The sequence below is a fragment of the Caballeronia sp. LZ019 genome (assembly GCF_031450825.1).
Lineage (GTDB): Bacteria > Pseudomonadota > Gammaproteobacteria > Burkholderiales > Burkholderiaceae > Caballeronia.
Genome location: NZ_JARTVZ010000001.1, coordinates 550,137 through 576,205 on the forward strand (window position 1 = coordinate 550,137; position 26,069 = coordinate 576,205).

General features: G+C 63.7%; 27 protein-coding genes. 7 read left to right on the top strand and 20 right to left on the bottom strand.

What is annotated here, in order from left to right:
* Positions 1–214: 214 nt before the first annotated feature.
* The 9 genes from P9255_RS02405 to P9255_RS02445 all read right to left on the bottom strand — a co-directional run bounded on the left by P9255_RS02405 (position 215) and on the right by P9255_RS02445 (position 9,499).
* The gene (locus P9255_RS02405; RefSeq protein ID WP_309768697.1) at positions 215–1,009 is read right to left on the bottom strand and encodes an SDR family oxidoreductase; all 795 of its coding nucleotides are present in this window, start codon (positions 1,007–1,009) and stop codon (positions 215–217) included.
* Positions 1,010–1,032: 23 nt separating this feature from the next.
* Positions 1,033–2,502, bottom strand: coding sequence for an FGGY family carbohydrate kinase (locus P9255_RS02410; protein WP_309768699.1), 1,470 nt, complete (start codon positions 2,500–2,502; stop codon positions 1,033–1,035).
* 25 nt (positions 2,503–2,527) lie between these two features.
* Complete coding sequence (locus P9255_RS02415; protein ID WP_309768700.1) at positions 2,528–3,610, bottom strand: ABC transporter permease; 1,083 nt, start codon at positions 3,608–3,610, stop codon at positions 2,528–2,530.
* A 24-nt stretch (positions 3,611–3,634) separates the two neighbouring features.
* On the bottom strand, positions 3,635–5,182 hold the full coding sequence (locus P9255_RS02420; protein ID WP_309768701.1) for a sugar ABC transporter ATP-binding protein: 1,548 nt from the start codon (positions 5,180–5,182) through the stop codon (positions 3,635–3,637).
* Entirely contained in the window at positions 5,179–5,820 is a 642-nt protein-coding gene (locus P9255_RS02425; RefSeq protein WP_309768702.1) for a DUF2291 family protein, read from the bottom strand. Before P9255_RS02425 ends, P9255_RS02420 begins: the two co-directional genes overlap by 4 nt.
* 67 nt (positions 5,821–5,887) lie before the next feature.
* Positions 5,888–6,832 carry a D-ribose ABC transporter substrate-binding protein gene (locus P9255_RS02430; RefSeq protein ID WP_309768703.1) on the bottom strand — a complete coding sequence of 315 codons (945 nt, stop codon included), beginning with the start codon at positions 6,830–6,832 and terminating at the stop codon, positions 5,888–5,890.
* 43 nt (positions 6,833–6,875) lie between these two features.
* Positions 6,876–7,673 carry a GolD/DthD family dehydrogenase gene (locus P9255_RS02435; protein WP_309768704.1) on the bottom strand — a complete coding sequence of 266 codons (798 nt, stop codon included), beginning with the start codon at positions 7,671–7,673 and terminating at the stop codon, positions 6,876–6,878.
* A gap of 34 nt (positions 7,674–7,707) precedes the next feature.
* On the bottom strand, positions 7,708–8,652 hold the full coding sequence (locus P9255_RS02440) for a transketolase C-terminal domain-containing protein (protein WP_309768705.1): 945 nt from the start codon (positions 8,650–8,652) through the stop codon (positions 7,708–7,710).
* A complete protein-coding gene (locus P9255_RS02445) occupies positions 8,645–9,499 on the bottom strand; it encodes a transketolase (protein WP_309768706.1) in 855 nt (284 codons plus the stop codon). The genes P9255_RS02440 and P9255_RS02445 overlap by 8 nt, the downstream gene beginning before the upstream one ends.
* Before the next feature lie 176 nt (positions 9,500–9,675).
* Here P9255_RS02445 and P9255_RS02450 point away from each other — a divergent pair, with 176 nt between their 5' ends.
* The gene (locus P9255_RS02450; RefSeq protein ID WP_309768707.1) at positions 9,676–10,443 is read left to right on the top strand and encodes a DeoR/GlpR family DNA-binding transcription regulator; all 768 of its coding nucleotides are present in this window, start codon (positions 9,676–9,678) and stop codon (positions 10,441–10,443) included.
* A 17-nt stretch (positions 10,444–10,460) separates the two neighbouring features.
* Here the strand turns inward: P9255_RS02450 and P9255_RS02455 are convergent, their stop codons facing one another.
* The 7 genes from P9255_RS02455 to P9255_RS02485 all read right to left on the bottom strand — a co-directional run bounded on the left by P9255_RS02455 (position 10,461) and on the right by P9255_RS02485 (position 17,588).
* Positions 10,461–10,790 carry a hypothetical protein gene (locus tag P9255_RS02455; RefSeq protein ID WP_309768708.1) on the bottom strand — a complete coding sequence of 110 codons (330 nt, stop codon included), beginning with the start codon at positions 10,788–10,790 and terminating at the stop codon, positions 10,461–10,463.
* Between the two features lie 335 nt (positions 10,791–11,125).
* Positions 11,126–12,088: an ABC transporter substrate-binding protein gene (locus P9255_RS02460; RefSeq protein WP_309768933.1), complete on the bottom strand. Its 963-nt coding sequence runs from the start codon at positions 12,086–12,088 to the stop codon at positions 11,126–11,128.
* A gap of 80 nt (positions 12,089–12,168) precedes the next feature.
* On the bottom strand, positions 12,169–13,077 hold the full coding sequence (locus P9255_RS02465) for an SMP-30/gluconolactonase/LRE family protein (RefSeq protein WP_309768710.1): 909 nt from the start codon (positions 13,075–13,077) through the stop codon (positions 12,169–12,171).
* Positions 13,078–13,116: 39 nt separating this feature from the next.
* Positions 13,117–14,088 (bottom strand): ABC transporter permease, encoded by a 972-nt coding sequence (locus tag P9255_RS02470; RefSeq protein ID WP_309789102.1) that lies wholly within the window; start codon positions 14,086–14,088, stop codon positions 13,117–13,119.
* Complete coding sequence (locus P9255_RS02475) at positions 14,085–15,020, bottom strand: ABC transporter permease (RefSeq protein ID WP_309768712.1); 936 nt, start codon at positions 15,018–15,020, stop codon at positions 14,085–14,087. Before P9255_RS02475 ends, P9255_RS02470 begins: the two co-directional genes overlap by 4 nt.
* On the bottom strand, positions 15,017–16,501 hold the full coding sequence (locus tag P9255_RS02480) for a sugar ABC transporter ATP-binding protein (protein ID WP_309789103.1): 1,485 nt from the start codon (positions 16,499–16,501) through the stop codon (positions 15,017–15,019). The genes P9255_RS02475 and P9255_RS02480 overlap by 4 nt, the downstream gene beginning before the upstream one ends.
* A gap of 49 nt (positions 16,502–16,550) precedes the next feature.
* Complete coding sequence (locus tag P9255_RS02485) at positions 16,551–17,588, bottom strand: ABC transporter substrate-binding protein (RefSeq protein WP_404980234.1); 1,038 nt, start codon at positions 17,586–17,588, stop codon at positions 16,551–16,553.
* 439 nt (positions 17,589–18,027) lie between these two features.
* On the opposite strand from P9255_RS02485, the gene P9255_RS02490 reads away from it, so the two are divergent.
* On the top strand, positions 18,028–18,798 hold the full coding sequence (locus P9255_RS02490; RefSeq protein WP_309768714.1) for an SDR family oxidoreductase: 771 nt from the start codon (positions 18,028–18,030) through the stop codon (positions 18,796–18,798).
* A 62-nt stretch (positions 18,799–18,860) separates the two neighbouring features.
* Positions 18,861–20,009 (top strand): hypothetical protein, encoded by a 1,149-nt coding sequence (locus P9255_RS02495; RefSeq protein WP_309768715.1) that lies wholly within the window; start codon positions 18,861–18,863, stop codon positions 20,007–20,009.
* Positions 20,010–20,054: 45 nt separating this feature from the next.
* Here the strand turns inward: P9255_RS02495 and P9255_RS02500 are convergent, their stop codons facing one another.
* Both P9255_RS02500 and P9255_RS02505 read right to left on the bottom strand, forming a co-directional pair.
* The gene (locus tag P9255_RS02500; protein ID WP_309768716.1) at positions 20,055–20,405 is read right to left on the bottom strand and encodes a hypothetical protein; all 351 of its coding nucleotides are present in this window, start codon (positions 20,403–20,405) and stop codon (positions 20,055–20,057) included.
* Between the two features lie 11 nt (positions 20,406–20,416).
* Entirely contained in the window at positions 20,417–20,758 is a 342-nt protein-coding gene (locus tag P9255_RS02505) for a hypothetical protein (protein ID WP_309768717.1), read from the bottom strand.
* Positions 20,759–20,777: 19 nt separating this feature from the next.
* On the opposite strand from P9255_RS02505, the gene P9255_RS02510 reads away from it, so the two are divergent.
* The gene (locus tag P9255_RS02510) at positions 20,778–21,350 is read left to right on the top strand and encodes a DUF3005 domain-containing protein (protein WP_309768935.1); all 573 of its coding nucleotides are present in this window, start codon (positions 20,778–20,780) and stop codon (positions 21,348–21,350) included.
* Positions 21,351–21,376: 26 nt separating this feature from the next.
* On the top strand, positions 21,377–21,592 hold the full coding sequence (locus P9255_RS02515) for a DUF3460 family protein (RefSeq protein WP_309768718.1): 216 nt from the start codon (positions 21,377–21,379) through the stop codon (positions 21,590–21,592).
* Positions 21,593–21,595: 3 nt separating this feature from the next.
* Here P9255_RS02515 and gcvA read toward each other — a convergent pair whose 3' ends face one another.
* Positions 21,596–22,483, bottom strand: coding sequence for a transcriptional regulator GcvA (gene gcvA / locus P9255_RS02520; protein WP_309768719.1), 888 nt, complete (start codon positions 22,481–22,483; stop codon positions 21,596–21,598).
* Positions 22,484–22,583: 100 nt separating this feature from the next.
* Between gcvA and P9255_RS02525 the strand changes: the two genes are divergently transcribed.
* Both P9255_RS02525 and P9255_RS02530 read left to right on the top strand, forming a co-directional pair.
* On the top strand, positions 22,584–23,426 hold the full coding sequence (locus P9255_RS02525; protein ID WP_309768720.1) for a DMT family transporter: 843 nt from the start codon (positions 22,584–22,586) through the stop codon (positions 23,424–23,426).
* Positions 23,427–23,433: 7 nt separating this feature from the next.
* Complete coding sequence (locus P9255_RS02530; RefSeq protein WP_309768721.1) at positions 23,434–24,156, top strand: sulfite exporter TauE/SafE family protein; 723 nt, start codon at positions 23,434–23,436, stop codon at positions 24,154–24,156.
* A 68-nt stretch (positions 24,157–24,224) separates the two neighbouring features.
* Here P9255_RS02530 and P9255_RS02535 read toward each other — a convergent pair whose 3' ends face one another.
* Entirely contained in the window at positions 24,225–25,952 is a 1,728-nt protein-coding gene (locus tag P9255_RS02535) for a tannase/feruloyl esterase family alpha/beta hydrolase (RefSeq protein ID WP_309768722.1), read from the bottom strand.
* Positions 25,953–26,069: the final 117 nt, after the last annotated feature.

Genomic DNA, 26,069 nt, shown 5'->3' on the forward strand with positions numbered 1-26,069 from the left:
CGACTTTCTCGGCTGTCGACCAGAGTTGGCGCTTGAGCGCCATCACTCTGGTCCCATGCAAGGAAAGCAGCTATTCTCGAACCGCACGATGCACTGACTCATGTGCTCACTCCGTAGAACATCGGTGGCACTCGGATTACTTAGCAGCCTTGAATGACCTTCCGCGCCCCAAGCGAGCCCCTCGGCTCGTCAAAGCCATCGGAACGCTCGTCTGTCATGACATGAACATGCCACCATCCACGTTCACCGTCTGCCCCGTGATATATCCGGCGTCCTCCGATGCAAGGAACGTCACCAACCCCGCGACATCGCCTCCATTCCCCGCACGCTTCATCGGAATGTTAGCCACCCACTCCGCCATCAGTTCACCCGGCTTGTAGTCGCCGAGCAACTTGCCCCAGGCCTCATCGTTATATGACCACATGTCCGTCGTGATGATGCCCGGACAAAACGCATTCACGGTGATGCCCGTCGGCGCAAGCTCCTTTGCAAGACTCTGCGTGATTCCCAACACTCCGAACTTGCTCGCCGCATAGTGCGGCGTGTAGACGAAACCCTGCCGCGCCTGTCCCGATGCCGTGTTGATCAAACGGCCGCCCTTGCCAGCGCGCAACATGCGCGTCGCCGCTTCCTGACAGCACAGGAACACGCCTTTGGTATTCACGGCCATGACCTTGTCCCACTCGCTTTCCGTGAGATCGGGCAGCTTCGCAATCGTGATGACGCCCGCGTTCTGCACCGACACATCCACTTCGCCGAGCTTGGCCGCGACTTCTTCATACAGCGCGACGACCTGGCTCTTGTCGGTCACGTCCATCTCGACCGCGAGCGCATCGAAGCCCGCATCGCGCAGATGCGAGGCCGCATCGTGCACGCTCTTCTCGTTCGCGGTCACGCAAACCTTCGCGCCTTCCTGCGCGAAGCGTTCCGCGATCGCCAGACCGATGCCGCGACTGCCGCCCGTCACGACGGCCACCTTGTTCTCGAACCGCTTTGCTTCGTAAGCCACGTTGCCCTCTCCTGAAGACGAATTTACAGACGTTCGATCCAGCGCAGCCATTGCGCATGATTCGCAGCCGCCGCATCGACGCCGCTGCCCGGTTCCACACGCCGCGCAATCACGCGCTTGCTTTGATACGTTTCGAGCGATGCGATCAATCCGCCCTTCCATGCCGCAAGCGCAGCCGCACCCGCCGCCGATATCTCGCTCAGCGCGAGCGTGCTGACCGGGCGATCGAGCGTATCCGACAGGTACTGCAGCAGGAACGGACGCTGCACCAGGCCGCCATCGAGATACAGTTCGCGCAGCCGCACGTTGGCCGCCTGCTCCATCACGGTGATGACGTCCTTGATCTGATAGACGATGGATTCATACGCCGCGCGCGCGACGTGCTGCCACGACTTCGAAAAATCGAGCCCGACGATCTGCGCGCCGCCCGGATACTTCCAGTGCGGACAGCCGATGCCGGAAAACGCGGGCAGCACGAACACGCCCCCGTTGTCGTAGTCGATGAAGGCCTGCTCCGCTTCGGCGAAATCATCGAAAAGACGCAGCTTGTCCTTGAGGAACGCGGGCGTCGAACCCGCGCTGATCACGATGCCTTCCAGCGCATAATCCACGCGCTCGTCGCTTGCGAAGCACAGTGTCGAGACGAGGCCATGCGCCGGTTCCTGCGGATGCGCCCCGACGTTCATCATGATCGACGAGCCGGTGCCCATCGTCGCTTTCGCCACGCCCGGATGCAGGCATCCTTCGCCGACGGCCGCCGCATGTGAATCGCCGATCATCGATAGCACCGGTATCGCGCGTTCGAGCAGGCCGTCGAAGTCGGTCGCACCGAAGTCGGACGCGGACGGCATCGGCTCCGGCAGACGCAAGCCTTGCAGGCCAAAGCTATCGACCAGTTCGCGGTCCCATTGCAGCGTTGCGAGATTGAACAGCATCGTGCGCGACGCGTTCGTATAGTCGGTCCGGTAGGCATGGCCCTTCGTCAGCCGATACAGCAGCCAGCTATCGACCGTGCCGAAGTACGCATCGCCTGCGGCGATCGCATGGCGCACGCGCTCGTCGTTCTCATTGAGCCAGACGAGTTTCGACCCTGAAAAATACGGGTCGATCAGCAAGCCTGTCTTCTGCGCGATGACCGGTCCGAGTCCGTCCGCCTTCATGCGCTCGCAAATGCCGAGCGATCGCTGGCATTGCCACGACACCGCCGGCACGATCGGCTCGCCCTGCTCGTTCCACAGCACGACCGTTTCGCGCTGATTCGAGATGCCCACGCCTGCTATCTCGTCGCGCGGTCCTTCGAACTTGCCGATACACTCGGCCACCGCGCGCAACACCGACTCGTAGAGCGCATCGGCATCCTGTTCGACGAAGCCCGTTCGGGGATGCGTGCACGTCACCGGCGCAAAGCCGCGCGCATGCACCTGGCCTTCGCTATCGAACAGCAATGCCTTCGTGCCGCTCGTGCCCTGATCGATCGCCAGAATGGTTTTCATGTGATGACCCTCGTATTGACGCGCATCACGCGGTGAGCGAAACCATGCGCGACTGCAGGCGCTGCTGCAACTGGTCGATGACCACCGCGAAGATGATCACGAGTCCCTTGATGACCATCTGCCAGAAGTCGCTGATGCCGCACATCACCATGCCGTCGCCGAGAATGCTGATCACGCACGCGCCGACGACCGAGCCGAACACGGTGCCGCGTCCGCCCATCAACGCGGTGCCGCCCAGCACGACCGCCGCGATTGCGTTGAGTTCGTAGGTCTGTCCGGTCAGCGGGTGAGCCGTCTGCAACTGCGCCGTGATGACGAGGCCGACGAGCGCCGCGCAGAAGCCGGAGAACATATAGACGAAGAGCTTCACGCGATTCGTGCGAATGCCCGAGAAACGCGCGGCCTGTTCGTTGCCGCCGATTGCATAGATGCGGCGCCCGAGCGGCGTCTTGCGCGCGATGAAGATGGTCACGACCGCGAGCACGAGCATGATCCAGACGGGCATCGAGAGACCGAGTATCGTGCCGTTGCCGATGAATTCGAAGCCCGTGTTGCCGAGCGCCGGATTGCCTTCGAGGTCCGCAAACGTGCTGCCGTTGTTGACGAGCAGCGCCGCGCCGCGCACGACATACAGCATGCCGAGCGTCGCGATGAACGGTGCGACGTTCAGCATCGTGATGAGATAGCCGTTCACCGCGCCGATGAGCGCGCCGAGCACGCACGCAATGATCGTCACGCCGAACGGACTGAAGAACACGATGTGATGCCCGATCTTCACGCCTTCGAGCAGCAGATACCCCGCTGCCATCCCGCTTATGCCGACGATCGACCCCACCGACAAGTCGATTCCCCCCGTCAGTATCACGAGCGTCATGCCGATGGAAAGAATCGCGACGACGGTCACGTGCTTCGCCATGATGAGCATGTTGCTCGTCGAGAGAAAGTTCTCCGTGGCCAGCGAGAACACGATGATGATCGCAAACAGTGCGATGAAGATCCGCAGCTTGAGCAGGTTGACCGCGATCCGCGACGCGACATACGCGCCATGCCGGCTATGCTTCGCATGCACCGGATGCACCGGCGGGTTGCTACTGTTGGGAGTGTTCATGGTATCGATCTCGGTTTGCTTCTCTCAGACCACGGCGGTCGCGGGCGTCGATGCCCGCACGATCCGCTCGCTGTCGAATTCATCGCGCCTGATGTCGGCGGTGAGCTTGCCGCTCGCCATCACGAAGACGCGATTGGAGACGGCCATTGCTTCGTCGAGCTCGGACGTCGCATAGATCACGGCGATGCCCGATTGCGCGAGCAGGCTGATCGTCTTGTAGACGTCCTCTTTCGCGCCGACATCGATGCCGCGCGTGGGTTCGTCCATCAGCAGCACCTTCGGCTTCGTGAGCAGCGCCTTGCCGATCACCACCTTCTGCATGTTGCCGCCCGAGAGCGACGTGATGGGCGCATCGACGGATGCCGCCTTGATCGCGAGCCGCTTGACGATATCGTTCGCGGCTTCCACTTGCCTGTCGCGCGCGAGCGACCCGACGAAGCGGCGCGTGAACTTGCCGAGGCTCGACAAGGTCATGTTCTCGAGGATGGTCATCAGTTGCACCATGCCCTGCTTCTGCCGGTCTTCCGGCACGAGCGCGATGCCGGCTTCGATGCGCTTCGGAATGGGCAGGTCTTCGATCGCCTTGCCCGCCAGCTCGATCTCGCCGAGCGCGAGCGGCTGCGCGCCCAGCAGCGATTCGAGCAACTCCGTGCGGCCCGCGCCCATGAGTCCGTATATGCCGATGACTTCGCCCGCCTTCACGGAGAACGAAACGTGATCGACCGCGTAGATGCCGTTCGAACGCTTGAGCGCGAGGTCTTTCACGTTGAGCACTTCATCGCCGATGGCGTGCTGCTCGAATGCGAAGCGCTTTTTCGACGAACCGACCATCGCCTCGATGATCCACGGAATGTCGATGTTGGGGATATCGTCTTCGGCGACGAGACGCCCGTTGCGCAGAACGGTGATGCAATCGCCGATCGCCATGATCTCTTCGAGACGATGCGAGATGTAGATCACCGTCACGCCTTCTTCCTTCAGCTGCCCGATGATCTTGAAGAGAATCTCGACTTCGGTCTTCGACAGCGCGGACGTCGGCTCGTCCATGATCAGCACCTTGATGTGCTTCGACAGCGCCTTCGCGATCTCGACCAGCTGCTGCTGGCCGACGTAGAGATCGCCGAGGCGCGTGCGCGGACTGATCGGAATGCGCAGGCGGTCCAGCAGCACTTTCGCCTGATGGTTCTCCATCTTCGCGCGGATCATGCCCGAGCTCGTCAGCTCGTTGCCGGCGAAGATGTTCTCCGCCACCGTCATGTCGGGGAAGAGATTCAGCTCCTGAAAAATGATGCCGATGCCATGATGCTCCGCGCTGCGTACATCGGTGATATGCGCGATCTTGCCATCGACCCATATCTCGCCGGACGTCGCCGTCTCCGCGCCTGCGAGCAGTTTCATCAACGTGGACTTGCCCGCGCCGTTCTCGCCGATCAGCACGTTGACCTTGCCGCGACGCACCTTGTAGTTCACGTCGACGAGCGCGGCGGTGCCGGGATACTGCTTCGACAGTGCGCGCGTTTCAATCACGTTCGACGTGTTCATCGTGCGCGGTTCGCTCGGAGTTTCGTTCATTTCCAGGCCACCGGTATCGCGCGAATCTCGCCTGTCGGCTCGGTCCATGTGCTGTAGACGGCGGCGACGTCCACCGTCTCGCCGACCTTCAGCTTCATCGACTGCACGCGATTCACGACGAGCTTGTTCAGCTCCTGGCCGAACGCGGCGAAGCGCGTCTGGTCATCGAAGTCGCTGTACTTGACGCCGGGGAAGCCATCGCGCACGCCGGTGCCGACCACGACCGGGCCGGTCTGCAACACGACGTGCACAGGTTCGCCGCCCGATGCGGGAGCCACGTCGACATAAGCCTTGCCGACACGCGAAGAACCATCGATGCGCGTCACCTTGCCCTGCACGCGCAGCCAGAAATTGCACGGGAACGCCGTGCTCTGACGGAAGCCGTACTGCTTGCACGCATCGTCGAAGTTCGAGTTGAGCGCGGCGATCACTTGCGAAGCCGGCTTCGCATTCTTGTCGGCATAAGGGATGAGTTGCTCGCTCAGCATCTTGCCGGCGTCCGGCCCCTTGTGCTGACCCTGGCTGCGTATCGCCGCGAGTTCGGTATCGGTGACGACGTGGCACGCGCCGAGACCCGCCGCACCGAGCACGAAGAGCACGGTGAGCGCGCGCCGGGTGGCGTAGATTGGATGAACCATGACGACCTCACATGACAAGCCTTGCACGGGCGCGGCCATGACCGCGCCCGCCGAACGGCGCAACGCGTTACTTCGTGTAGTAGAAGTCCTTGACCTTCGACGCGTTGTCCTTCGTGATCAGAATGCCGCGGAACAACTGGCGCTCCTGCTCGCCGGTCTTGCCGGTCGTGATGTACTTGTCGAGCAGGTCGACGCCGTGAATCGCAATGCCTTGCGCCTGCAGCATGACCGTTGCCTTGAGCTTGCCCGCGAGGATGGAATCGCGCTCGTCGTTGCTGCCGTCGATGCCCATCACGACGACATCCTTGCGTCCCGCCGATTCGAGCGATGCAATCGCGCCGAGCGCAACCGGACCATTGCCGCTGATGACGCCCTTGATCTTCGAATGCTCCTGCAGGATGGAATCCATTGCCTGCTTGCCGGGCAGAAGCGCACCCTTCGCGTCCTGACGCGCGACCATCTTCAGGTCGGGGTATTGATCGAGCACCTGATGGAACGCCTGCGAGCGCGTCACGCAGTTCTTGTCCGCGAGATTGCAGGTGAGCTCGACATATTCGCCCTGCTCGCCGATGGTCTCGACGAAGCGTTGCGCCACTTCCGTTCCCGCTTGCAGGTTGTTATGGCTCAACTGCGCAAGCGCGATACCGTCCTTCGGAATCTCGCGATTGATCAGCACGACCGGCACTTTCTTGTCGACGGCGGTACGCACCGTGGCGACGCTCGCGTTCGAATCGGCGTTATCGAGAATGATGCCCTTCACGCCCTTGCCGATCACCAGATTGACGAGCTCGTTCTGCTTGTTGACGTCTTCGCCATGCGAAAGAACGATGGTGTCGTAGCCGAGCTTCTTCGCTTCGCTTTCCGCGCCCTTCGCTTCGGCTGCATAGTACGGATTGTCGAGCGCGTTCACGAGAATCGCGATAGTGCCCTTGCCCGCCGCATTGGCGACGCCGGGCACGGCGGCGGCGAACGAAACGGCCACCGCCGCAGCGACTGCTAGCTTCTTCCACATGGTGTTGTCTCCGGTTGATTTGTGTTGTTCGAGCAATGCCACATCAGGCGATCGTATAGCCGCCATCGATCATGATGTCCGCGCCGGTGATCATGTCCGCGCCGTTCGAGAGCAGGAACAGAATCGCGGCGGCGATTTCATCGGTATAGGCGAAGCGGCCGACGGGAATCAGCTTCTTCATGTTCTCGCCCTTCTCGCCTTCCCATGCGGCCGCGCCCATCGGCGTGAGCACGACGGTCGGCGATACGGTGTTCACGGTGATGCCGCGCCCGGCCCATTCTTTCGCGAGCACTTTCGTCATGCCGATGAGCCCGGCCTTCGCTGACGTATAGGCGCAATGCTGATCGATCGCGACGGTCGCCGCCTGCGATGCGATGTTGACGATCTTGCCGCCATGCCCGCTCGCCAGCACGACGCGCGCAAAGTGCTTCGAGCACAGAAACGGGCCGGTGAGATTGACGTTGATCTGCCGCTGCCATTCGTCGTAGCCGATGTCTTCCGCAGGCGTCAGCGTGATGCAGCCCGCCGCGTTCACGAGCAGATGCAGATCGCCGAAGTGCGTATGCGCGGCCTGGATGGCGCGCTCGACATCGGCTTCATTGGCGACATCGCAAGCGAAGGCTTTTGCGTTATCCGCGCCGAGTTCATCGATGGCGGCCTGCACGCGCGGCTCTTCGAAGGCCGGATAGAGAATCGCGACGCGCGCGCCCTTCGCGATCAGCGCGGCGTTCGTCGCCATCGCAATGCCGCCGAGACCGCCCGTCACGACCGCGACCTTGCCGTCCAGACGAAAATCGAAATCGACGCCGTGGCGCAGCGACATGTCGTACTGAATGCCCATCTGTGTCTCCTGATCCTGTGTCTTGTCTGCGCGCTCAGTTGGCGCACTGCGCGCGGATCGCATCGGCGATGCCGGCTGCATCGATACCATAATGGCGGCGGATGCCCTTGCGCGTGCCGTACTTCGCGAACTCGCCTTCGGTGATGCCGAGCATCTTCAGCGGCCGCGCAAACTGACGCCGCGCCATCAACACGGCCACCGTCGCGCCGATGCCGCCATGCAGCGAATGCTCCTCGACAGTGACGATCGCATCGTGGCGTTCGATGATCGCGGCGAGCGCGTCATGATCGAGCGGGCGCAGCGACGAGAGATTCACGAGGGTCGGCGATATGCCGCTGTCTTTCTGTACCGATTCGCACGCATCGAGCGCTTCGCCGACGACCGAACCCATCGCGATGACCGCGACGCGCGAGCCTTCGATCAGCACATCGGGGCGGCCCGGCACGAAGCGATACGACGCGTCGTGCACGACCGGGAACTTCGCGTTGTCGAGACGGATGTAGACCGGGCCATCGAAGGATGCGGCGTAGTCGATCATCTGCACGACCTCGACTTCATCGCAGGGCGCGAAGATCTGCACGTTGCCGAAGCCGCTCATGATGGAGAGGTCGTCGATGGCATGATGCGTCGATGCGAGCGGCCCATAAGCCACGCCCGCATTCAGGCCGAGCATCTTCACGTTGGTGCCGCTATAACAGACGTCGTTCTTGACCTGCTCGTTCGCGCGTCCGACCAGAAACGGCGCAGCGTTCGCCGTGAACACGATATGGCCGCCGAGCGCGAGACCCGCCGCCATGCCGACCATGTTCTGCTCCGCGATGCCGACGTTGATCACGCGCTCGGGATAGTCCTTCATGAACGGGCCAATCTTCGAGGTGGACGTGGAATCCGCCACCATCACGATGATGTCCTGCCCGGAGGCGGTCAGCCGGCCGAGCGCGCTTACCGCGCCGTCCCGCAAGTCAACGAATTCACGCATGGTCGAGCTCCTTCAGCGCCTGCTTGAGTTGGTCTTCGTCGGGGAACTTGTGATGCCAGGCCGGCACGTTCTCCATGAACGATACGCCGCGTCCCTTGATGGTATGCGCGATCACGACTTTCGGCTTTCGGTTCGCGTAGTCGAGACTTTCCAACAGTTTCCAAATGGAGTCCGACTGGTTTCCGTTCACGTCGTGAACCTCGAAACCGAAAGCGCGGAATTTTTCGTCGAGCGGATCGAGATCCATGATGTTGTGCGTGAAGTCCGCCAGTTGCAGGCGATTGCGATCGACGATCACGACGAGGTTCGACAGCTCGAAATGCGCCGCCGCCATCGCAGCTTCCCAGTTGGAACCTTCCTCGAGTTCGCCGTCGCCGGTCAGCACGAACACTCGTCCGGCCGGGCCTTCCTGTTGCGCGGCATGACGCTGCTTGGCCATCGCGAGACCGGCGGCGATCGGCAAGCCGTGGCCCAGACCGCCCGTGTTGACCGTCACCCACGTCGGCAGTTTCTGTCGCACGGGATGGCCCGGAAGACGCGAATCGTCCTTCAGATAGGTAAGCAGTTCATCGTCCTTCAGCCAGCCGAGTTCCGCAAAGCAACCGTAGAGGCCGCCGACACCGTGCCCCTTGCTCAGGATGAACTCGTCGTGCCAGCGCACGCTGCTGTCCGCATCGATCTCATAGCGAAGCACGTGAAAATAGAGCGCGGCGAGGATGTCCGCCTCCGACATGTCGCCGCCCGTGTGACCGCTTTTGGCGGCGGCGTTCATGACGCAGATTTTCTTGCGGATCTCTTGCGCCCGGCGATGCAGCGCGTCGCCCGACTGCTTGAAGGGGTTTTCCATTCCCTGCTCCCAGACTTCCCGTTTGCTTGAGACAAAGTTTCTTTTAGTTTCTTTCGAAAGTCAAAGACAAATGAATCGAAAGAGGGAAAACCCCTAAAACGAACGCCGCGGCGTTTCTGATCAGGCAGAATACGGCTTGGGGCGGCGCGGGATAGCGCATGTGCAGGAAGGGCGGAATGGATCAACGAACCAGAACAGAGAAGATTTTCGAACGTGTGCGGGCGGCGAAGCTCGTGAAGCTCTCGGAGTTGTCGAGCGAGTTTGGCGTTTCGATGCCGACGATTCGAAAGGACATCGACGAACTGCAGCGGCTCGGGCGTGTCGAGCGCGTGCATGGCAACGTGCGCCTGCGTGCCGAGCGTCCGGAGCCTGCGAGGCGCAGCTATGAGACGCCGGTGCTGCCGACGAGCGAGGAGAAGGCGCTGATCGGTGCGAAGGCGGCGAGTCTGATCGAGAACGGGGATTCGATCATTCTGGACTGCGGCGCGACGGCGACGGAGCTTGCGAAGAATCTGCTGGATCGCCAGAACCTGCGCATCGTGACGAACGCGTTGAACATTGCGATCCTGCTCGGCGCGGAGCCGACGAATCGCGTGATGCTGACGGGCGGCCTCTTCAAGCCGGAGACGATTGCGGTGTCGGGCGAGAAGGCATCGACGTTCTTCGAGGGCATGTTCGTCGACAAGCTGTTTCTGGCGGCGGGCGGCGTGTCGATGGAATCGGGCATTTCATATCCCGACTTCATCGATTTGCACGTGAAGCGCGCGATGATCGACGCCGCCAAGACCGTCTATTTGCTGGCGGATTCGAAGAAGTTCGGCAAGCGCGAGTTCGCGGCGTTCGGCGCGATGGACCGTATCGATTACCTCGTCACCGACGACGGCCTCGGCGACGAGTTCGTGCGATGGCTCGATGGCAACGGCACGAAGATTCTGTATGCGTGAGCGCGGGCCGCGCGGCGTTATTTGCCGTTTCGAGTAGAACCCGTAGATTGTTCCTGATGCGTGGCGGTTCCGGCGCCGCTGCCGGGCGTGGCGGCGGCTCGGCCGGCGCCGGTGCCGCCCGCGTTGCCGGTTCCGCCGGCGCCTCCGGTGGTGCCTCCGGGGCCGCCTGTCGCGCCGGTGGCTGCGGCGGAGGTTCCTCCGTTGCCGCCGGTGTTTTCGCCGGCGCTGACGCCGCCGGCCTTGTGGGCATCGCCGACGCCACCGAGCCCGGCGCTGCCAGCGGCGAGGGCGGCGGCGGAGACGGAAAGTATCGTGGCGGCGAGAAGAGTGGCGGGGAGTTTGGGCATGGGGGGCTCCGGTGGAACGATCGACGCAAGGGGAGCCGCAATGCACATGCCAAAGGCCAGCGTGGTGTTAGCGAGCCAAGGAGTCTGAGGATGTGGATGCTCGGCGGGCGCAGAAGATCAATCAAGGCTGCTAATTAATTCGATAGCCTGCGGAGTGACCGAACGAATCAGTGCTTCGAGCCGGAAACGCTGCTTTCTTCGGTTACTCTCTTTGCATGCGACCAGAACAAGGCGCTAAAGCCCCAACTCTGGTCGACAGCCAGAAAAGTGCCCCGCCCCGGGGAGGGGCGAGCTAATAGACCGGTACGAACAAGAGCTCCACGGAAAAGGAACCCCTACTTCTTCCCGTCAACAACCGCGACGACCTCCTCCCGCGAATATTCCTTATTAGCCAACGCCCCCGTCGGCGTCTTGGCCAGCACGGCGTCGAGTTCCTCGGGCTTCACCTCGAGCACCGGCATCCGGATGTCATGCGGCACCTTCTTCCCCGCCAGCACCTGCTGCGTGACCCAGAACGCAAACGAGGAAGCCCCCGGCGGAATCGTCACCGACATCGTTTCGTAGCCGCTCTTGCGCTGCTCCGCCCACCACGCCAGTTCTTCCTGACGATTGCCGAGGATGATGATCGGTGTCGGCCGCCCCGCCGCCTTGATCGCCTGCGCCGCGCCGAAGCCATCGCCGCCCTGCGTGACGACGCCATCGATCTTCGGCAGCGTCGGCAAAATACCCGCGACCTGTTTCTGCGCGACGGTCTGCGTCCAGTCGCCATGCACCGAGCCGACGATCTTCAGCCCCGGATACTTCTTGATCTGTTCGACGATGCCCTGGTGAATCTCGTCATCGACCGACACGCCCGCCAGCCCGCGAATCTCCAGCAGGTTGCCCTTGCCATTGAGACGCTTCGCCAGATAATCCACCTGCATGCGCCCCATGCCCTGGAAATCCACGGCGATGCGATACGCGCACGGCTCCGTCGCAATGCCGTCGAAAGATACGATGGTCACGCCCGCGCCGCACGCCTGCTTGATCACGCCATTGAGCGCGGTCGGCGAGACGGCATCGACGGCAATCGCCTTGTAGCCCTGCAAGATGAGATTCTGTATCTGCTGGACCTGTTCCGTCGCCTGACTCTCGGCGGTCGTGAAGCTCGGCGCGGACGCCACGATCTTCTGCTTCACCGCGGCATCGGCGACGTTGGACCAGCTCTTGAGCATCTGCTGACGCCAGCTATTGCCCGCATAGTTGTTCGACAACGCGATCTTCATCGACGACGTATCGCCGTTCGCCACCTGCGCCATCGCCGATGCGCTCGCCAGCGCCACGCATGCCGCCGCAATCGTCTTGAGAATCTGCACTCTCCGTCTCCTGTCGTTATTGATTAGCGCGCCGCGCCGCGCACGCCCACATGAAGCGCGTAAACCGATGATGTCGCGGTGATGAACAGCCGGTTGCGCCGCAGCCCGCCGAACGTCAGGTTCGCGACGACTTCCGGAATCAGTATCTTGCCGAGCAGCGCGCCATCCGGCGCATAGCAATGCACGCCGTCTTCCGCGCTCGTCCACACGTTGCCGTGCTCGTCGGTGCGCAGGCCGTCGGGCACCCCGCTTTGCATCTCGATAAACACGCGGCCATTGCGCAACGCGCCATCGTTCGCGACATCGAAGACGCGTATGTGACGCGGTGCATCGTCGTCGTGCGATGCAGCGGAATCCGCGATATAGAGCTTCGATTCGTCCGGCGAGAACGCGAGGCCGTTCGGCTTCGCGAAGTCGTCTGACACGAGGCGCACTTGCGTTTCTCCCGGCGCGACGCGATACACATTGCATCGCCCGATCTCGCTATCCGAACGATATCCTTCGTAGTCGCTGATTATTCCGTAGTCCGGATCAGTGAACCAGATCGCGCCTCCGGAATCGACGATCACATCGTTCGGCGAGTTGAGCTGCTTGCCTTCGAAATGCGATGCGATCACCGTGATACTGCCGTCGTGCTCGGTGCGCGTCACGCGCCGCGCGCCATGCTCGCAACTCACGAGCCGGCCTTCGCGGTCGCGTGTATTGCCGTTGCTGTAATTCGACGGCGCGCGATACACGCCGACACCCATTCCCGGCGCCCAGCGCAACATGCGATTGTTCGGAATGTCGCTCCAGATGAGCAGGTCCGTCGCCGGAAAATACACGGGACCTTCGGCCCACAGGCAATCGCCGGTCAGCTTTTCGAGGAACGCGTTGGGCTGAAGCAGCAGCCGGAAGCGCGGATCATGCACTTCGTAGTCTTGGGCTTTCATGTCTCCTTGTCCTTCTAGTTGTCTTTCCCGTTCGTTGATTCAGCGCGCCGCCTTGCCGCCCGCCGCCACCGTCACCGCGATGATGAGCACGCCATACACGATCGAGCGCACGCCCGCATCGGCGCCGACCGCGTTCAGCACGGCATTGGTCAGAAAGAGGAACATCGATGCGCCCCATACGCCCGCGATCGTCGCCTTGCCGCCGGCCACGAGCGTGCCGCCGATCACCACCACGGCGATCGAAATGAGCATGTATTCGACGCCCATGTCGAGCGACGCCCCGCCCGATGTGGCGGCGATCAGCAACGCGGTCAGCGACGCGAACATCGACGACATCACGTAGGCGAGGCAGCGCGTGCGATGCACGTCCACGCCCGCGAGCCACGCCGCCCGCGCGTTCTGTCCGATTGCCGAAAGCCTGCGCCCGTACACCGCGCGATGCAGCAGCACAGCGAGCGCGATCGATAGGACCAGCGCCACCAGCGCGATATACGGCACGTTGAGAAAGCGGCCCGTCGCGAATGCGCCCAGGCCCGGCGGCGGCGGCGGAAGCTGCCTGCCCTGCGTGATGGCGACCGACTGAATGATGAAGCTCGAGGACAGCGTCGCGATGATCGGCGGAATGCGCAGCATGCGAATGAGCGCGTAATTCGCGAGGCCGATCGCGATGCCCACGCCGAGCGCGGCCGCAATGCCCAGCGCAATGTTCCCGTTCGCGCCGCCCATCACGTGCATGCCGACGACACCGGCGAGCGCGATCGTCGATGGCACCGACAAGTCGATGTTGCCCACGCCCGATGTGATGACGAGCATCTGCCCGAGCCCGACCAGCACCATGAATACGCCGTAGGTCAGCGCCGTCTGCGCCACGTTGCTCGCGATGCCGAAGCCGAAGATCGCGACGATGGCGAGCCACACGAGCACCGCGCCGACGAACGACCAGGCCCACGGCGCCTGAATGGCCTTGATGCGCGACCACGCGCTCGCGTTGTTGTCTGCGATGGTGTTCATCGGCGCTCTCCGCGTTGCAGCAGCACGCGCAACGACAAAACCACGATCAGGATCGCACCCTGCATGCCGACCTGCCAGTCCGACGAGATATTCAGGAATGCGAGGAATGATGCCGCGAGCGTCAGCGTGATCGCGCCGAGCACCGCGCCGATCACCGAGACGCGGCCGCCCACGAACTCACCGCCGCCGAGGATCACGGCTGCGATGGAAAGCAGCGTGTAACGCAACGCGAGATTGGCGTCGGCGGATGTGGTGAGGCCGAGCAGTGACAAGCCCGACAGCACGCCGAACACGCCTGCCACGCCATAAAGAGTCGCCTTGCTGCGTACGAGCGACCAGCCGAAGCGGCGCATCGCGCGCGGATTGCCGCCCGCACCGCGCACGCGCACGCCCGCCGACGAACGCATCAGCAGGAGATGACCGATGATCGCGATCAGCACCGACCATACGATGGGCGCGGCGATGAACGGCGTCTGATAGTTCATCGCCGCGCCTAGCCACGCAGGGCTCGTGCCGCCCGGCGACGGCAACAGTACGATTGCAAGCCCGCTCCACACGAACGAAAGCCCGAGCGTCACGACGATCGACGGTATCTGCCGCAATTCGATCAGCGCGCCGACCGCCGCATAGGCCAGCACGCAGCCGGCGAGCGCGAGCGCACCGAGCCACGGCGTCTTCACGAGCAGCGTCGCGCCGATGCACGCGACGAGGCTCACGAAGGGCCCGATGGAAAGGTCGAGATCGTTGACGGTGATGATCGCAAGCTGGGCGAGCGTTGCAAGGACGATCGGCACGGCGAGATTCAGCAGCAGGCTCGAGCCGAAGTAGCTCATCACGGCGGGCTGCATGACGAGGATCGGGATCAGCACCGCGACGAGCGATATCGCGGGAAGCATCGCGCGCAAGCGCGCTTGTGTAACGGCGAGAGTCATGCAGCCTGCTCCTCGAAACTCGCCGCGAGCAACGCTTCCTCCGTGCATTCGTCGGCATGAAGCACGCGCGTGACGGCGGACGAACGGAACACGTAGGTGCGGTCGCAATGCGACAGTTCTTCGTTTTCGGTGGTGTACCAGATGAAGGTGCGCCCTTTCGCGGCTTCATCGTGGACGAGCTGATAGATGTCGCGCTTCGTGCCGACATCGACGCCGCGTGTGGGATCGTCCATCAGGATCAGGTCGGCATCCGATGCGAGCGCCCGCGCGAACAGCACCTTCTGCTGATTGCCGCCCGATAGCGACAGGATGCCCGCGCTCATTGCCGCGCCGCGAATGCCGATCTTCACGCGCCATGCTTCGACGATCGCCCGCGCCGCCGCCAGATCGACGAGACCGCGCTTGCGCGGCGCACCGCCCGCGAGCCATCGCACGTCGAGGTTCTGCGCGATCGACCAGATCGGGAAGACGCCGTCGCGGCCGCGATCGCCGGCGACGAAAGCCACTTTCGCGCGGCCCGGACCACGGCTCGACGCGGCTTCATAGATGGCGAGCAACGCTTCGGTCTGGCCCTGGCCCGCGAGTCCCGCGAAGCCGACGACTTCGCCACGCGACGCTTCGATGGACGTGTGACGCTTGACGCCGACGTTCCATTTGAAGTGCCGTTCACCGCTCTGCGCAGCTTGCGAGCGACTTTCGCTCGGCGTCTTGTCCGCCTCGAGATGCTGGCCCATCGCCTGAATGATGGATGCGCGGCTCGACTGCGCACGCGGCAGCACGCTGACGATGCCGCCGTCGCGCATCACCATCACGCGGTCCGCCACGCGCTCGATCTCGCCCAGCATGTGCGTGATGAGCAGGCACGTGATGCCGCCCTGCGCCGCCTTGCGCACGAATTCGAGCAGTTGCTCGGCGGTATGCGCGTCGAGGGATGACGTCGGCTCGTCGAGGATCACGAGGCGCACGGGCGCATCGGTGACGGTGAAGCCTCGCGCGATCTCCACCATCTGCTGCTGCGTCAGCGTGAGATCGGAGACGAGTTCGTTGCCCTTCAACCCGTTGCCCGGAAAGATTTCTTCGAGCTTCTCGCGCATCAGCTTCGTCGCGGTGCGCCGCCATCCGCGGCCATGCAGTTGCGGATGCACGATGCACATGTTCTCCGCGACCGTCAGATTCGCGCACAGCGACAGCTCCTGGAACACGCAGCGCACGCCGGCTTCGCGTGCAGCGTTGGCGTCGTAATGCGGCGCGTCCTTGCCCTCGACTTCGATGCGTCCCTGCGTCGGCGCATGCACGCCGGCCAGCACGGCCATCAGCGTCAACTTGCCCGCGCCGTTGTGCCCCGCGATGCCGACGCATTCGCCTCGCATGAAGGCGAAGTCGATGCCGTCGAGCGCGCGCACGCGCCCGAACGTCTTGCCGATGCCTGCAAAGCGAATCAGCGCTTCATCGCCGGCAATCGTGTCTCCTGCTCCGCCCATTCACATGCTCCATGCGTGGCGTTACGTTTTTACTATTCAGCTATCCGAATCACTTCTTCTTGTCGAGCAGCGCGACCGTTTGCGGCAGCGTGTACGTCACGTCGCTGATCCCGCCGGGCGGCGTCGCCGCGAGCTTCGCCGGCAACTCCTGCTGCGATATCTCGAGCAGCGGCACGTTGATGGTCACGTCCTTCGGAATCTTTTTGCCCGCGAGCACCTGCTGCGCGACCCAGAATGCGAACGTCACCGCGCCCGGCGGATTCGACAGCGAACGCGACTGATAGCCGTTCTTCGTCTGCTCGTTCCACCAGTTGAGCTCGGGATACGTGCTGCCGATGATCATCGGCGGAGTCGGGCGATTCGCCGCCTTGAACGCCTGCGCAATGCCGAACGACATCTCGCCTTCGGTGGCGACGCCATCGACTTGCGGCAGCGTCGGCAAGATGCCCGCGACGGCCTTCTGCGCGACCGATTGCGTCCAGTCGCCGTTCACCGATCCGACGAGCTTCATGCCCGGATACTTCTTCATCGCCTCGAGCACGCCTTCGTGCATGAGGTTGTCGACGGAAATGCCCGCCACGCCGCGCACTTCGAGAATATTGCCCTTGCCGTTCAGACGCTGCGCGAGATAGTCGACGCCCTGCGCGGCCCAGCCCTTGAAGTCGAAGTTCACGCGATACGCGCACGGCTCGTCGACGATGCCGTCGAAGGACACGACCACCACGCCCGCCGCGCACGCCTTCTTGATGGTGCCGTTGAGCGCCGTCGGCGACACGGCGTCGATGACGATTGCGTTATAGCCCTGCAAGATCAGGTTCTGCACCTGCTGCGCCTGCTCGGTCACCTGATTTTCCGCCGTCGTGAAGGCGGGCGCGGCCGCGACCTTCTTGTCGGCGACGGCCTGCTGCGATACGCCGTTCCAGCTCTTCAACATCGACTGACGCCACGCGTTGCCCGCGAAGCTGTTCGACAGCGCGATCTTCTTCTGCGACGTATCGCCGGTAGCGACCTGCGCGTGGACCGCGCCGGACATCATGCATGAGGCCGTGGCGAAGGCCATCGCCGCGTGTTTTGCTGAACGGGACATCGTGTCTCCTTTGTCGTGCTGCGTGTTTTTGTCGGTTCAATGCGTGCAGCGCGCGTGGCGAATGCTCGTGCGTTTCAGCGCGATTGCCGTGAAGCGCGCCGAAAGGAAAGCGAATGGGGAGAAGCGGTACGTGCGCGCTCGATGCGAACGCCGGAGCGGAATAGCTGAAACGACATGGTCATGAGCACGCCTCTTCAAAGCGCATCGGCCAGAGCGCCGATGCAATGCTTTCAAACAGTTGCCTTCCAGGACTGCCTTCAGTTGCATTGCGGTCAGGCCAATCACAGTGGTCAGGCCACCGCACCGCCGAGGCAGTATAGCGACTGCCTTTGCGCGATGCAATTCGAACTACGTGACCGGTAACATCGCTGCCCGCCAACCGCCCGTTCGATGGAACGAAACGTGCAGACGCGTCTGTACTGACTCAATCGGACAGGCCATGAATACCTTACGTTTCACATCCAGAGTAGTCGTCGTCACGGGCGCGGGATCGGGCATCGGCGAAGGGACGGCGCGCCGCTTCGCGGCGGAAGGCGCGAACGTCGTGCTCGCCGGGCGCACGCAAGAGAAGCTCGAACGCGTCGCACGGGACCTCGATCCGTCCCGCACGCTGATTCACCCTTGCGATGTCTCTCGCCATGAAGACGCGGAGCGGCTGATCGAAGCGGCCGCCGCGCGCTTCGGGCGCATCGACGTGCTCGTGAACAACGCGGGCGTCGCGCCGACGGGACGCATCGACGAAGCATCGCTCGACGACTGGCGCGCCATCATGTCGACCGATCTCGACGGCGTGTTCTATTGCAGCCGCGCGGCCATCCGTCATCTGATCGCGGCGAAGGGGTCGATCGTCAATGTGTCGTCGGTGTCGGGGCTGGGCGGCGACTGGGGCATGAGCTTCTACAACGCAGCCAAGGGCGCGGTGACCAACTTCACCCGTGCGCTCGCCATGGACCACGGCCGCGACGGCGTGCGCGTGAACGCGGTGTGTCCGAGCCTGACCGCGAGCGACCTCACGCAGGACATGTTCGACGACGATGAACTCATGGCGAAGTTTCGCGAGCGCATTCCGCTCGGCCGCGCCGCCGAACCGGACGACATCGCGGCGGTCATCGCCTTTCTTGCCAGCGACGACGCGCGCTTCGTGACGGGCGTGAATCTTCCCGTCGACGGAGGCCTGAGCGCATCGAACGGACAGCCGCCGCAAGCATGAAACGCGCGCGGCCGTGATTCGGTATGTCCATTGCTCGATCTTCCGGCAAGGAGGAATCGGGCATGGAGCTGGACTCGGCCGCATGGTTCGGCAAGACGTTCTCGGAGTTGTGCAGGAAGCAGCGGTCCGCCGCGACGACCATCACGTTCGTGCTGGGCGCGGGGTTCTCGAACTCATGGGACCCGCGTTACCCGACCGGCGCGGCGCTCTTCAATCTCGCCGATGACGACTGGACCGCGTGGTCGCCCATTCTTGCCGAATTCCTCGCGATGATCGGCTTTCCGGCCGATCGCACGACGCTGGATCGCGAGTTGTTTCTCGACATCGTGTATCAGGTGGGCATGTTGAGAAAGTATCCGCCGATACGCAACCGCTTCGTCGACGACTCCTGTCTCGACGCCATCGAGCGCGAGCTCCGGTATATCGTGTACCGGAAATTCAACGAGACCGCGCCGCCGCCGAAGCGAGTCGATAACCGGTTCCGGCTCGACGCCACCGGTTCGCCGGAGAAGGACGCGATCCTCTCGCTCTTCTCGGCGCTGATGCATCCGTCGTGCGCGAGCGCGGATCACGGGGCCGATCATGCGCTGCAGGTGAGCTTCGTCACGACGAACTATGACTTCGTGATCGAAGCCCTCGTCGACAGCGCGAATCCGCAGGCGCGGCATGCTTCGCGCCGGCTTTATCGCGGCATTACGCCCGTTTCATGGTGCGGAGAAGATGCGTTGATCGCGGGGCATCTGCGACCGTCCGGCAATCTGTTGAAGGTCAACGGCGGCTTCGAGCTGATCATGACGCAAGAAGGCTTGCAGATCGATTACCGCGAACGCGATGACGAAGCCGTGCGACGTCATCCGCCGCAAATCATGCTGCCGTCCCGCGCGCAGGACTACGACCAGCCCTATTTTCAGGCGCTTTTTCCGAAGGCGGTGCGCCTGCTGCAGGAATCACGCGTCGTGGTGCTCGTGGGCTACGGGTTCCCCGAAGAAGACGCGCTATTGCGGCTGCTGCTCCGGCAGTTCGCGGAAGCGCCCGCCGATGGCCGGCAACGCGTGCTGCATTACGTCGATCTTGCCGACGAACGCACGCAACTGGTTCGCGCACGCCGCGCGTTTCCGCATGTCGGGCGCGATGGCGGCCTCGTCGTCAAGCCCTTCGAAGGCTCGTTCGGGCAGTGGTGCAAGGACGTGCTGAGAAGCCTGTCGATATGATGAAGCGTGACGAGCGCGCGCTGACGACACGCGCGTTTGCAACGCTTACCAGCCCTGCGACCCGCCCGCGTCGTGCTTCGTCGCGGGCGACGGCTTGCCGCTTTGCGCGCCCGGCACGCCGGTGCCGCCCGTATCGCGGCTCGTGCCGCTGCCCGCGCCGCCCTTCGATACCGTCCCGTCCGACTGCCCGTTCGGCGCGGCGTGGATGCGTGGTCCTTCCGTGGACGCGCCCGACGTATCGCCGTTGCCGGATGGCAGGCCCGCGCCCTGTCCGCCCGATCCGCCGCCCGGACAGCCCCCGCCGCCGCAGCCGAGGCCGCCGCCCGCCGCGTGAACGCTGCCTGCGAGCGCCAGCAGCGCGCCCGACAACATGAGTTTGATGGCGTCCGCTTTCATTGGCATCCTGCTCACAGCGCGAGCGCCTCGTGCTCGTCGATCCACGCGATCGCGCCTTCTTTCGCGAAGGCCATCGCTTCGTTTTCATCGACGAAGGACAGGCGGAACTCCATGTCGTGCGACTCCATCGCGTCCCCGTCGTTCGCGGTCGGCAGATAGATGCGCGCATTGCCGACGATGCTTCCGTCGTCGATGCTCGCCGATGTGTGGATCGTGCATGACCGGTACTTGATTTCCATGACGTGCCTCCGCGCCGAAAATGAAAGATTGCGCGACAACGCAGCATAAGCCGTGCCGCTTGCGCCGATGCCGGGCACGCTGAATGCATCGACACGCTGCATCGATGCATTCATGAACATAAGCGAGGACGCAATGCAGAACGCCGAAGGAAATCCGTCACAGGCACAACAGAACGAAATGGCGGCGAAAAGCCCGGTCAAGACGCCCGCAACCGGCACGGTCGGCCCGGACGCCGCGAAGCAGGCCGAAGAATTCGGCAAGACGAAGCACGCGGGTTCCGCCGAACCTGGCGCGGCGGACGACAACTCCCCGCTGCCATCGTTCGACGAGTCGGGCAACCAGTCAGCCGCGCGCGATTCGGGCGATCCGGTGCAGCGCGCGAGCGGCCGCATCCGCTCGGTCGATTCGGACGGCATGGAATCCACCGACGACACCGTCGATGCGGATGCGAAGTCGATCGAAGCGAGCCGCGATCTCTCGGGATGGCACGACAACGTCATCTCATCGAACGCAACGCTCTCGAACAATGTTCCGGCGCCAGCGGCCGGGCTCGGCGGCATTGACAGCCGGCCGACCGGCAACATGCCGTCGATTCTGCCGAAGCAGGGTTATCGCGTGGTGATGGGCGAGACGGAGTATGACCGGGAACTGAACGGGTCGAAGACATCGCACGTGTTCACGCTGGAACGCACGCAAGAGACCTGAAGCGACGAACGAGAAGGAGAAGGGAAGTGGGCATCTTCACGAAAGGCAATCTCTATGTATCGGAGTTCGAGCAGTTCCTGAACCGGCTCAAGCACGATCATCCCGAGATCGACCGTAATCAGATGATGGGCCGCGCGTTGTTGTGGGACAAGCTGCCGAATCTTCCGGACTCGGGCGACGTGGCGGGAAAGGAAGGCGCGGTGAAGCAGCCGTCGTACGTGTACTACAGCAACAACGACTGACCGCTACTGCGCGCCTTCCTCTTCGAGCCAGCCGCAGAACGACGTCACGACGTCGTCGGCCGGCCGGCTTTCCGGGATGTACGTGCAGTAGGTCCGCGACGGCAGACGCGGACCCGCGAACGGCATCACGAGCCGGCCGGCCGCGAAATCGTCGGCGACGAGCGCGGTCGGTCCCATCGCGACGCCTATTCCGTCGATTGCGCCCTGCAGGGTCAGAAAGAAGTGATCGAAGGTGACGACAGCCGCCGGCCGCAACGCGGGAATCCTCGCCTTCGTCAGCCAGTCGGGCCAGAGACGCGGCAGGCTCGATGTATGGAGCATCGTATGGCGATGCAGGTCGTCGGGCGTGCGTAGCGGCACGCGCGCGAGCAGCGCGGGACTGCACACCGGCAGCCGTTCCTCGGACAGGAACGGGCGCATCGAATAGCCGTAGAAAGTATCGGGACCGCCGCGAATGATCACGTCGTACCCTTCCTTCAGCGCTTCGAGCGGCTCGTTCGACGTCTCCACGTTCACATCGATATCCGGATGCGCCGCGCGAAACGCGACGAGCCTCGGTACGAGCCATCGCAAGGCGAACGTCGCGGGCGCATTCACGGATAACGTGCGCGGCACGGCTTTAGGAATGCCGTAGCGTGCCGTCGCCTGCGCAAGCTGCCCGAACAACGGCCCGATCTCCGCGAGATACGCTTCGGCCGCGCCCGTCAGCACGACGCGCCGGTTTCTCCGCTCGAACAGCGATGCGCCGAGCCATTCCTCCAGCAGACGCACTTGCTGACTGACCGCGCCTTGCGTCACGTGCAGTTCCGCTGCGGCGTCCTTGAAGCTGCCGAGCCGGCCCGCAGCCTCGAAAGCGCGCAATGCATTCAGGGAAGGCAGGTCTCGTTTCATCGCAATAGAAAATCTGACGCGTTCGGCGAATTTATCTGGTTTGCCGGACCGGAACAAGATAGATATTCTGGCGCATGTCCTGACCCACACCGGAACGCGCATGTTCAGCTACACCGGCGGCGTCGTGCTTTTCGCCGCTCTGCTTCACGCGAGCTGGAACGCGATGCTGCACGGCAATCGCGACCGCTTCCTCTCGATGACATGGATGAGCATCGCGATTGCGGCGGTATCGTCGGTTGCGGTCATGGCGCTTCCCTTGCCCGCCGATGCCGCCTGGCCCTGCATCGTCGCCTCCGGGCTCGTCCATATCGTCTACAACGTGAGCCTCGTGCGCTCGTATGGACGGGGCGATCTCGCGCAGGCGTATCCCATCGCGCGGGGATCGTCGCCGCTGCTCGTTACGCTCGGCGCGGCGCTGTTTGCGCACGAGGCGATCGGTCCGCTGCACGCATTCGGCATCGCGCTGATCTCGGGCGGCATCATGGCGCTTGCGTTGCTGGGACGTCGCGTGTCGCGATCGAGCGTGCTGGCGGCGCTGACCACCGGGGTGACCATCGCGATCTATACGGTGATCGACGGCATCGGCGTGCGTGCATCGAACGGACAGGCGCTCTCCTATACCGCGTGGATGTTCCTCTTCTACTGGCTGATGCCGCTGCTCTTCGCGACCATGCGCGGGATGCACGCGCTCTGGACGCCGATACGCACGGCGCCCGCAGCCATCGGCTCGTCGCTCGCGGGCGGGCTCGTCTCGATCGCCGCGTACGGCATCGTCATATGGGCGATGCAGGCGGGTGCGATGGGCGCGGTATCGGCGTTACGCGAAACGAGCGTCGTATTCGCCGCGCTGATCGGCAGGGTGTTTCTGCGCGAGACGGTCGACGCGAAGCGCTGGCTCGCCTGCGTCGTCGTGGCGGCGGGCGCTATCTGCCTGGGCTTGTGAGGCTTCGATGGCTTATCTGATGGTACTGACGGTCGGGCTGATGGCCGGCGTGTTGAGCGGGATCATCGGCACCGGGTCGTCGATGATGCTCATGCCCGTGCTCGTCATCCTCTATGGACCGCAACAGGCCGTGCCGATCATGGCGATTGCGTCGATACTCGGCAATCTCGGCAAAGTGCTTTCGTGGTGGCGCGAGATCGACTGGCGGGCGTGCATCGCGTATGCGGTGACCGCCGTTCCCGGCGCGATGCTGGGCGTTCGCACGTTGCTCGCACTGCCATCGCGCACGGTTGACCTCGCGCTCGGCGTGTTCTTCATGGCGATGGTGCCCACTCGGCGATGGCTGGCTCGCCGGTCCATCCGCTTCTCGCTCTTTCAGCTTTCGATGATAGGCGCGGTGGTCGGCTTTCTCACGGGCATCGTCGTCTCGACTGGGCCGATCACCGTGCCCGTCTTTATGAACTTCGGTCTCGTGAAAGGCGCGTTCCTCGCGACCGAAGCGGCCGCATCGCTCGCGGTGTACGGCGCGAAGGTCGCCTCGTTTCGTGAAGCGGGCGCGCTGCCGCCGGGCATCGTCGCGCAGGGACTCATCACCGGCGCGTCGATCATGGCGGGGACGTTCTGTGCGCGCGGCATCGTCGCGCGGATGTCGGCGAATGCGTTCCGGCTCGTCGTCGATGCGCTCATGCTGTCATCGGGCCTGACGCTGCTCTGGGCCGCCAGCCGATAAGACCGCCGACGCCACGGCTCCTTGCGAAGCCGCGGCATCGCTCGTCTCACTGAAACGTCATTGCAGACTTACTGCGAAGCGCACGTGAAGCTCGCCGCCACGTTCACATTGCCCGAGCCGTTATAGCGCGGGAACGTCGGATACTCGCACAGCGGCCGCGTGCGGCCCGGCACGCCCGCCGTGTCGGCGACGGTTTGCGCGGGCGGCGCCGTGCCCCGTTCGACCCAGTTCTCGAGCGTCGTCAGCGAGTCCCACGATGCGTTGAAGATCGTGCTGATCGAATGTCCGTAGCCCGGAATCTCGTAGTAGCGCACGAAGTTCGCGACCGTGGATACACCCATCGTCTGCTGCAGCCGCACGTAATACTGCTCGGTCGACTGCGTGCTGACGAGCGCATCGGACATGCCGTGGGCCATCAGGATCTTGCCGCCCTTCTTGTCGAACGCGGACAGGTCCGTCTTGTTCACGTCCTGCTCGGCCGTCAGCGCGCTGATGCGGGCCTGATAAGCGCCCGGATTCTGCGGATCGACATTGAGCGAATTGACGTTCGGATCGCGCGCCACGAAGTAGCGAATCCACTGGTCCCAGAAGACGCTGAAGTATGGCGCGGTCGCCGGCATCGGGTTATTCGGCTGCAGCAGGTTGAGCGCCAGCGCCGTCACCGTGGCCTGCGCCGGCGCGGGATTGTTGACGCCCAGGTCCGCGCCCCACACGTTGAAGCCGGGATACTGCGTCTCGCCGCTCGCAAGCGGATATGCAAACGTAATCGGCGTCGCATACACCTTGAGCGCGGCGATCTGCGCATCCGACAGACAGGAGAGACCGGTATCCGCGCCGCCCGGACAGCGCAGCGGCGCGCCGTTGAGCATGGCCGTCGATGGATCGAACGTCGCATTGCATGCGGGCATGTTGCTGATGAGGCCATCGGCGACGCCGTCGAGCGCATCGCACGTGGCGGTGGCCGAATCGAGCAGCGCCTTGCGCTTCAGCTGGCTCGGGTACGCGCCCGGCTGCGCGAGCGCCCGCGTGATGCGGCCGAACTGCAGATCGAGCGTAGCGGCGTTCCATGCCGGATAGAGCGCGATGATGCCGTCCCAGTCCTGCGGCCAGCGCTGCACGACCGCGAGCGCCTCGCGTCCCCCCGACGATCCGCCCGCGAAGTACGCGCGCTTCGGCTTGTCCACCGCATAGCGCCTGGACAGCAGATAGACGGCAGTGTCGCGCGTCTTTTTCAGCGCATCGCCGGAGAAGTTGGCGACGGCTTCGTCGTTGGTGCCGAAGGAGCCGTCACGGCTGCCGAGCGCGCCGGCCTGATGACCGGAATCGCTGCTGAACACCGCGTAGCCGCGTGCGAGCGGCGCGGGCTGCGTGGTCGGGCCCGCCGGAACGTTGGCCGTCACGGACGGCACGGTGCCGTCGTATCCGCCGCCGCCGAACATGACGACCTTGCTGTTCCACTGCGTCGGCATCGCGATGCGGAAGTTGATCTTCGGCGCTGCCTGATCGACCGGCGAAATCGAGCCGTCCACCTGACAGTATTCGGGCGTGGCGGTCACGCCCGTTCCCGATGCCGCGACGGTTGTCGCCGCCGTGACGGTCGCGCCCGTCGTCTGAAGGCCGATGGCGCTCGCCGGCACGGCCATGCCTGCGAGTTGCGCGCAACTCAGCGGTGTCTGCGCGGGCGTCGACGAACCGTTGTCGTCCCCGCCGGAACAGGCGGCGAGCGCGAGCGCGGTGAATGGCGCGGCGACGATGAGACCACGATGTGCTAAAGAGCGGCCGAGTGCTTCTGGCATGTCCCCTTCCTCCATGTAGTTTGCTTCGCTATGTTGACGGTTTTCACCGGACGCCCCGCTCGCGGGATGCCGCGGCAACGGCGTGACACATCGTCGTCGCGGCGCATGGAGAAAGTC